Origin of the sequence: Anabaena sp. AL09 (assembly GCF_001672255.1) — a bacterium.
GTDB classification, from domain to species: Bacteria; Cyanobacteriota; Cyanobacteriia; order Cyanobacteriales; family Nostocaceae; genus Dolichospermum; species Dolichospermum lemmermannii.
The window spans coordinates 1-6390 of the sequence record NZ_LJOQ01000036.1 but is presented as its reverse complement, the minus strand read 5'-3'; the positions used below and the strand labels follow the sequence as shown (position 1 = coordinate 6390).

The following is a 6390-nucleotide window of genomic DNA, read 5'->3' as shown; positions in this document are numbered from 1 at the left end:
CTCCAAATGCTTCGCCCGTACAGTAAGCATTTGGAAGATAAATTATCGCTCATTGCCAAAAATAGTTCTCCAAATGCTTCGCCCGTACAGTTGTCAGTGGTCAGTTGTCAATTTTCCCCTGCTCCCTGCCCCCTGCTCTCTGCGTGTATTGATGACTTGATGACTTTGCCTCTGGCTTTAAGGACTCTGCGAAGTCGGTCAGCACTCAAGTAAACTTGTCGCTCAGATGCTAGTTTTTTGGCTAGTTGTTTAGAGTTGTAAGTTTGGGGTTCTTCAATTAGACAGTTTTCTAGATACTCTAAATCATTTTCTGAATAACGCGGTTTTCCTCCTCGACCTGGAGCATCCCATAATCCTGCTAAACTCATCTTTTCCCAACGGTGTAAGGTTTGACGGACTGTAGAAACTGCCCAGTTTAAACCTTGAGCAATTTCCTCGTTTTTTAATCCCCTAGCGTTCAACAGTAGAACTTGAGCGCGATCTTTTGTTCGTTGAGGAGCGTCTTTAGACCTTCTTAACTCTTCTAGCGTTAACTTTTCTTGATCAGTTAAAACAACTCTTAGTCGGCATCCCATAGGACTGTTATTTTGATTAATGTATTTGGTATCTGACGTGGGTTTCCAGATGGATATTTTTAATTACAGTACATAGTAACAAATGATTTGTATGTATTATCAAAAATCTATTGGCTTCAGTGTAGCCCTATAACAGTTACTTTAATAGTCAAAAATAATTTCATGACTAAGTATTGTCACGCTATACAACAATACCTTTACCACATTGAAAAAATCCTTAATTCGTAGGTTGGATTGATGTTAATTTTTGGTTGAAGCGAAAAAAAAGGTTTGGTCATATTACCAAACCTCCATAATTGCTGTGCTTAACAACGTACATAATTAATTTAGTGCTAATCTAGCCACATAGCATCTTCCTATGGAATGTGTACAAATTCCTCTAAATGTGATATATCATGGCAATAACACATATTGACATCATAAATAGGAATTCATAAAATTTTACCAACTACTTTAAATACGAAAAAGACCTGGGGGTTAGCCAAGCCTTTATATATACCAGGTGTTTACCATATATAGCTACTTTAAACCTTATATTATTCTTATTCATCTTCCTATAAGATGTGTACAAATTTCTCCAAATGTGATATTGCCGATGTCTATCTTGGTTTTTTACTAAAAATTTGATAGGGTAGGCCGAAAGACCTACCCTACAGCTATTCTTTCAAAACTGTCTTGGATGCCATTCTTGTCTTTTTGCGGTCAGCTTCCGATAGTTCTTCACCTGCTTGTAAGCGAGTTGCCGAAACTTGTAACACGGTGGCTGCACAGGTATCACCGATTTGTAAGGCGGTATTAGCAGCAGTTTGTAACATTGTAACAGCACCAAGGCGATCGCCTAATTCTAATTTTGCCTCAGCCAATTGAGTTTGCCGATATTTAGCCAAAAGCAGAATCGAGTTTAGCACCTGGGAATTGAGAGCAGGTTCATAACTTTTCGTAAAATTAGCATATATTGGCACTAAAGGAGAAAGTAAACCCTGTTTATTCAGCGATGGGTCATCATAGCGAATTTGGATATGACCAATAACTTGTTTCCCTTCTGGCAATTGTCCCAGATAAATATTCGCTAAAACTACCCGTTCGGTATCTTTCATCAAGTCCCCTAACCGCACCATTAAAGTCCCATTAGCATCGGTTTCTACTGGTAATTCAATAGTATCTGGCGCAACTTGGGCGACTGGTTTGAGTTCCGCGAGACGCACAACCGGCACTAAGGATAGAAGTAAATGGGCATTTGTTAATCCCACTGACTGCACCCGTCGAAACAGCCGCGCAAATTGAGTTACAGCTTGTTCCGGGTTCTCGATATAAGCGAGAGTCCCACCCCCAGCATCAGCAATTTTTTCTAATAAATCTGGATTCCAGTCATCACCAAAACCCAGAGTGTTAATTGTCAGATTGAGTTTGGCGGCTTTTTGGGCAAGTTGCAAACACCGTTTATTGTCATTTGGTCCAATTTGCCATTTCCAAATCTGTAAACCGTTATCCCCATGGCCATCTGTCAGTAAGAAGGCTTGGGAAACCGCGCCTTTTGTGCCTTTGAGTAGTTCTGTAATGCCGAGAGATAAACCTTCGGCAATGACAGTACCACCACCAGCCTTCAGCTTGGCTTTGAGTTGGGTTTTGATGCTTTCAATATCTTGGACGATTTGGTTGGGGATAATGACCCCAGACGAGCCAGCAAAACCGATAACGGATATCCTGTCACCAGCTTTTAATTGATCCAATAATTGTTCAACTGCTTGAATGACGATATTCATGGGTTCACCGGACATAGAACCACTTTGATCGAGAATCAAGCAGAGATTTAAGGGTAAATTTTGTTCAAGTTCAGACGGAATGGCGGAAATGGAAATTGAAAGTTGACGTTGATTGCTTTGTTGGGCAGCATCAACGTTGGTATCATTTAGAGCCGATGTTAGTTGAACTTTCATTGGGGGGAAGCATCTTGCAAAACAGTTTTTGAGACAATTCTGGTTTTTTTGCGATCGCTTTCTGATAACTCTTCCCCAGCTTGTAGGCGGGTGGCGGAAACTTGCAATACCGTTGCCGCACTAGTATCACCCATTTGCAAAGCAGTTTTCGCCGCCGTTTGTAACATCGTCGCTGCACCAGCCCGATCACCCTGCTGTAATTTCGTTTCGGCTAACTGGGTTTGGCGATATTTGGCTAAAGCTAAAACCGACTGTTGTACCTGGGGATTTGGTGCTGGTTGGTATTCCCTGGTGACATGAGCATAAATTGGTAGATTGGGGGAGTGTAGCCCGATTTGGTTAGCGGCGGGGTCATCGGAGCGGACTTGAACATTAGCGATCGCCTGTTTACCTTCTGGCAACTGTCCCACATAAATATTAACTAAAACTACCCGTTTCTCGTCTTTCATTAAATCGCCCAGTCTCACTACTAACTGTCCATCGCTTTCGGGTTGTACTGGTAACTCAATGGTATCTGGGGAAACTTGGGCAATGGGTTTGAGTTCTGCCAGTCGGACATTAGGCATTAAAGATAATAATAGTTGAGCGTTAGTCAACCCCACTGTTTGCATTCGACTAAATAAGCGACCAAATTCCGATACAGCCTGATCTGGATGTTGAATATAAGACAATGTACCCATACCAGCATCAGCGATTTTTTCTAAAACCTTATCATTCCAATTGTCACCAAATCCCAATGTATTCAGAGTTAAATTATAGCTGGCGGCTAATTGGGCAAATTTCAAACAGCGATCGTTATCACCATGTTCATTTTCCCCATCAGTCAGTAAAAATGCTTGGGAAACGGTATCTTGTTTACCTTTGGCTAACTCCTCAATTCCCAACCGTAAACCCTCATCAATAGCAGTTCCCCCATCAGCGGTGAGTTGTTTAATTTGCTTTTTAATCTGTTGGCGATCTGTAATTAACTGATTGGGGACTAAAACCTTGGCACGGTGGTCAAAAACAACTACACTGAGACGATCTTCAGGAGTCAAACGATCTACTAATAAACAAGCGGCATTTTTCACAGTTTCCAGGGATTTTCCTTGCATTGAACCGCTATGATCGAGAATTAAGCATAAGTTCAAGGGTACAGTCCGATCTATAGTTTCACCACCAGCAGAAACGGAAACTACTAATTGACGTTGAGTGCTAGTTTGATTTGCATCTATACCAGCATCATTAAGCGCTAGTTGTAAATTAACTTTCATAATTTCAATTTCCTATCTAGTTTAGACAGATACAATTTTACAGATAACTTCAAACCGCATCCTCTATACTACGGAAAATAAGTTAATTTAGGAGTCACAGGCTGAGAATCACTGGAATAAAAGCCTTAACTTTCCCTAAAACAGAGACTGAAATATGAACAAATAAACATGAAAATTGATAGAATTTAATTATTCAAAAAGTAATTTTTCAGGGTTTCTGCTAAAGTAAAAGGAGATTCTTTAGGAAAGAAGTTTAATTTAATTCCTGTTTCTTCAGATGCTTTTAAACGAGCTTTTTCATAACAATCTGCAAATATTTCTATAAATAGAGGTTGCAAACTAGGACTATCTTCTAATAATAATTCAATACAAATACGTTGCTCTGTAATCGTACTGCGCCAGCTTTCACTACGTTTTTCAGGTTGATATTGCCATTTTAGTAAGTGCATTAATAGCACAATTAAACGGCTCTTTAACTCCCGTTTTTCACTTTTTCCCATGCTTTCAATTTCTTCTATCAGATTTGCTAAATCAATTTCTGCAAATTTCCCTGCTTTTAATTGTTTAGATATTGTTTCTATCCACAGATAAAAATCTTGGTCGTAAAGATTATCATTGGTAATGACTGTTGGTTGATGTGTTGTCATAATGATTTCTAACCTCCTGCAATAATCCTATCAGTAAATCATTCTATTGTTTCTCTTTCTTCATAATTCACCTTGATGCTAAATATAGCATTCCCCGGCAGAACCAGGGAACGAGGATAATAATGGTTTTTGTTGTTAGGAAATATTCGCCATATATTTAACCAAATCATCTATTTGCGAAAAATCTAATAATTCTTCGGCTAAATCTTCCAGTTGAGTTAATCCCAAATTAGGAAGTTGCTGTTCTATTCTGGCTGGAATATTCCCAAAGCGGCGTTTTAACATACGGAGAATCAATTCTATTGCTTCTCTTCTTTTGCCTTTTTGCTCACCTTTTTGCAGAATATCCTGATAAACCCAAGATTCTTCCATAATGTCCTCCTGAAACAGTTGATTAAGTAGATTTCTATTAAATCTTAACCCGGCTAAAAGCTGTGTACAAACGGAAATATTATCCCGTGCTTTCTTGGATTCAATTGTATTTACAGCAGCAGCAACTTGGGTTAAAAGATTTTCGGGTGAGTCGCTTTTTGCTAAAGTTGCTAATGGTAATAGTGCGGGGTTAGCAAGTAGTAACGCTGCTTCCTCTTCCCACATCCGTATAACTCTATATTTGTGGATAGTGTTGGTGTCTACATATTGACTATTAAACACCATTTCGGAAGTTGTGGCTTGCAAAAAAATCATGACTTGCTCAATTTCACAGCCATATTGACGTTTTAAGCGAGTGTAGTAGTCAAGCATCCGAAAATCAAGGGGTGTTTTCGATTTCGGTGTAGTTTGGAACTCTAAATGTAAGATTTTATTACCGACTTTGAGGAAAATCACCGCGTCAGCGCGTATGGGTTCAAGATGAAGTTCGGTTTTCAAGATTTCCACCTCTGATACTTCACCAGCTAGTAACCATCTGGCAAAATCTTGAGGATAGGTTTCCGCTAGGTACTTACAAGTGTTATCGTAGGACAAGTTATTTTTTTCCTTGAATCTGGTAATTGTTATTTACCAGATTCTTACATATATACTGATCCTTGGGTTGATGATTTAGAAAACAATTGGATATCACCCCCCTAACTCCCCATAAAAATCTTCATCTAATAACTGTTCTAGAGTAAAAGGAAAATCAAGAGGATATTCGGTTTCATCTGGTTTTCTGACACCAAATTTAGCATTTTTACTTTCTTTGATTGCCAATTTACGAGCATCAGCATAAGCAATAAAAATAACTTCATGGAGATAATTTTTAAAAGAAGGATTTTCTTCTAAATCTTTTCTAACTCGAAAACGATTTTCAGTAACAGAACTATACCAACTTCCTTTCATCATTTCGGGAGCATCAGCTTGAACGGTTAACTTGAGTAAGTGAGCAATTAAGATAGTTAAATTACTCAAAAATGACCGTTTTTCTGATTTCCCCATATCTTCTAATTCTAAAAGCAAATGTTCCCAATCAATATCATTAAAATCTTGTTGTTTGATTTTTTTAATGATAGTTTCTCGCCAAACATTAAAATCTCGTTCATAGAGTTGATTGTTCATAATCCTCCTGCAAAAGTTAATTCTTATTTTAATTTAGTTTAAAAATATTTACCTGGATTATGAAAAGCCATATTTAATAAAATTTAACCAAAACTGGGAATAATACCCACAAATCAGTATAAAATCTAATAGATAATCTCTTGCTGACGCAATTATGCCGCTAGACTATTCCGGTCAAAATCTCCGAGGGCGCTCTTTTAAAGGTCAAAACCTGACAGATGCTAATTTTAGCAAAGCTGATATTAGAGGAGCAAATTTTACTAATGCTATCCTTAAAGACGCTGACTTTACAGGTGCTAAGGCTGGACTACAGAAACGTTGGGTCATTGGTTTGTTCTTAGCTACATTAATACTGTCTCTGCATTTAATCTCATAAAATTGTAGTTTTCCGTAGTCAAACGTAGCTATATCCGTCACTACAATGAACCTTAGTAATATCTTT

Annotated in this window: 6 protein-coding genes and 1 pseudogene; 1 reads left to right on the top strand and 6 read right to left on the bottom strand. The window is 38.3% G+C overall.

All coding sequences use genetic code 11. From position 1 onward, the window contains the following. Window positions 1-107: 107 nt before the first annotated feature. From AN490_RS06050 to AN490_RS06025, 6 genes are all read right to left on the bottom strand, one after another. On the bottom strand, window positions 108-575 hold the full coding sequence (locus AN490_RS06050) for a helix-turn-helix domain-containing protein (protein ID WP_148764774.1): 468 nt from the start codon (window positions 573-575) through the stop codon (window positions 108-110). 656 nt (window positions 576-1231) lie between these two features. Next, window positions 1232-2512: a VWA domain-containing protein gene (locus AN490_RS06045; RefSeq protein WP_300000885.1), complete on the bottom strand. Its 1281-nt coding sequence runs from the start codon at window positions 2510-2512 to the stop codon at window positions 1232-1234. Continuing rightward, complete coding sequence (locus AN490_RS06040; RefSeq protein ID WP_300000883.1) at window positions 2509-3765, bottom strand: VWA domain-containing protein; 1257 nt, start codon at window positions 3763-3765, stop codon at window positions 2509-2511. The genes AN490_RS06045 and AN490_RS06040 overlap by 4 nt, the downstream gene beginning before the upstream one ends. A gap of 185 nt (window positions 3766-3950) precedes the next feature. Then, window positions 3951-4412 carry a DUF29 domain-containing protein gene (locus AN490_RS06035; protein WP_168652361.1) on the bottom strand — a complete coding sequence of 154 codons (462 nt, stop codon included), beginning with the start codon at window positions 4410-4412 and terminating at the stop codon, window positions 3951-3953. A gap of 135 nt (window positions 4413-4547) precedes the next feature. Next, the gene (locus AN490_RS06030) at window positions 4548-5378 is read right to left on the bottom strand and encodes a DUF4351 domain-containing protein (RefSeq protein ID WP_300000880.1); all 831 of its coding nucleotides are present in this window, start codon (window positions 5376-5378) and stop codon (window positions 4548-4550) included. 93 nt (window positions 5379-5471) lie between these two features. Then, window positions 5472-5948: a DUF29 domain-containing protein gene (locus tag AN490_RS06025; protein WP_300000878.1), complete on the bottom strand. Its 477-nt coding sequence runs from the start codon at window positions 5946-5948 to the stop codon at window positions 5472-5474. A gap of 154 nt (window positions 5949-6102) precedes the next feature. On the opposite strand from AN490_RS06025, the pseudogene AN490_RS06020 reads away from it, so the two are divergent. Continuing rightward, window positions 6103-6306, top strand: a pseudogene (locus tag AN490_RS06020) (pentapeptide repeat-containing protein); the annotation flags it as partial. Window positions 6307-6390 lie beyond the last annotated feature (84 nt).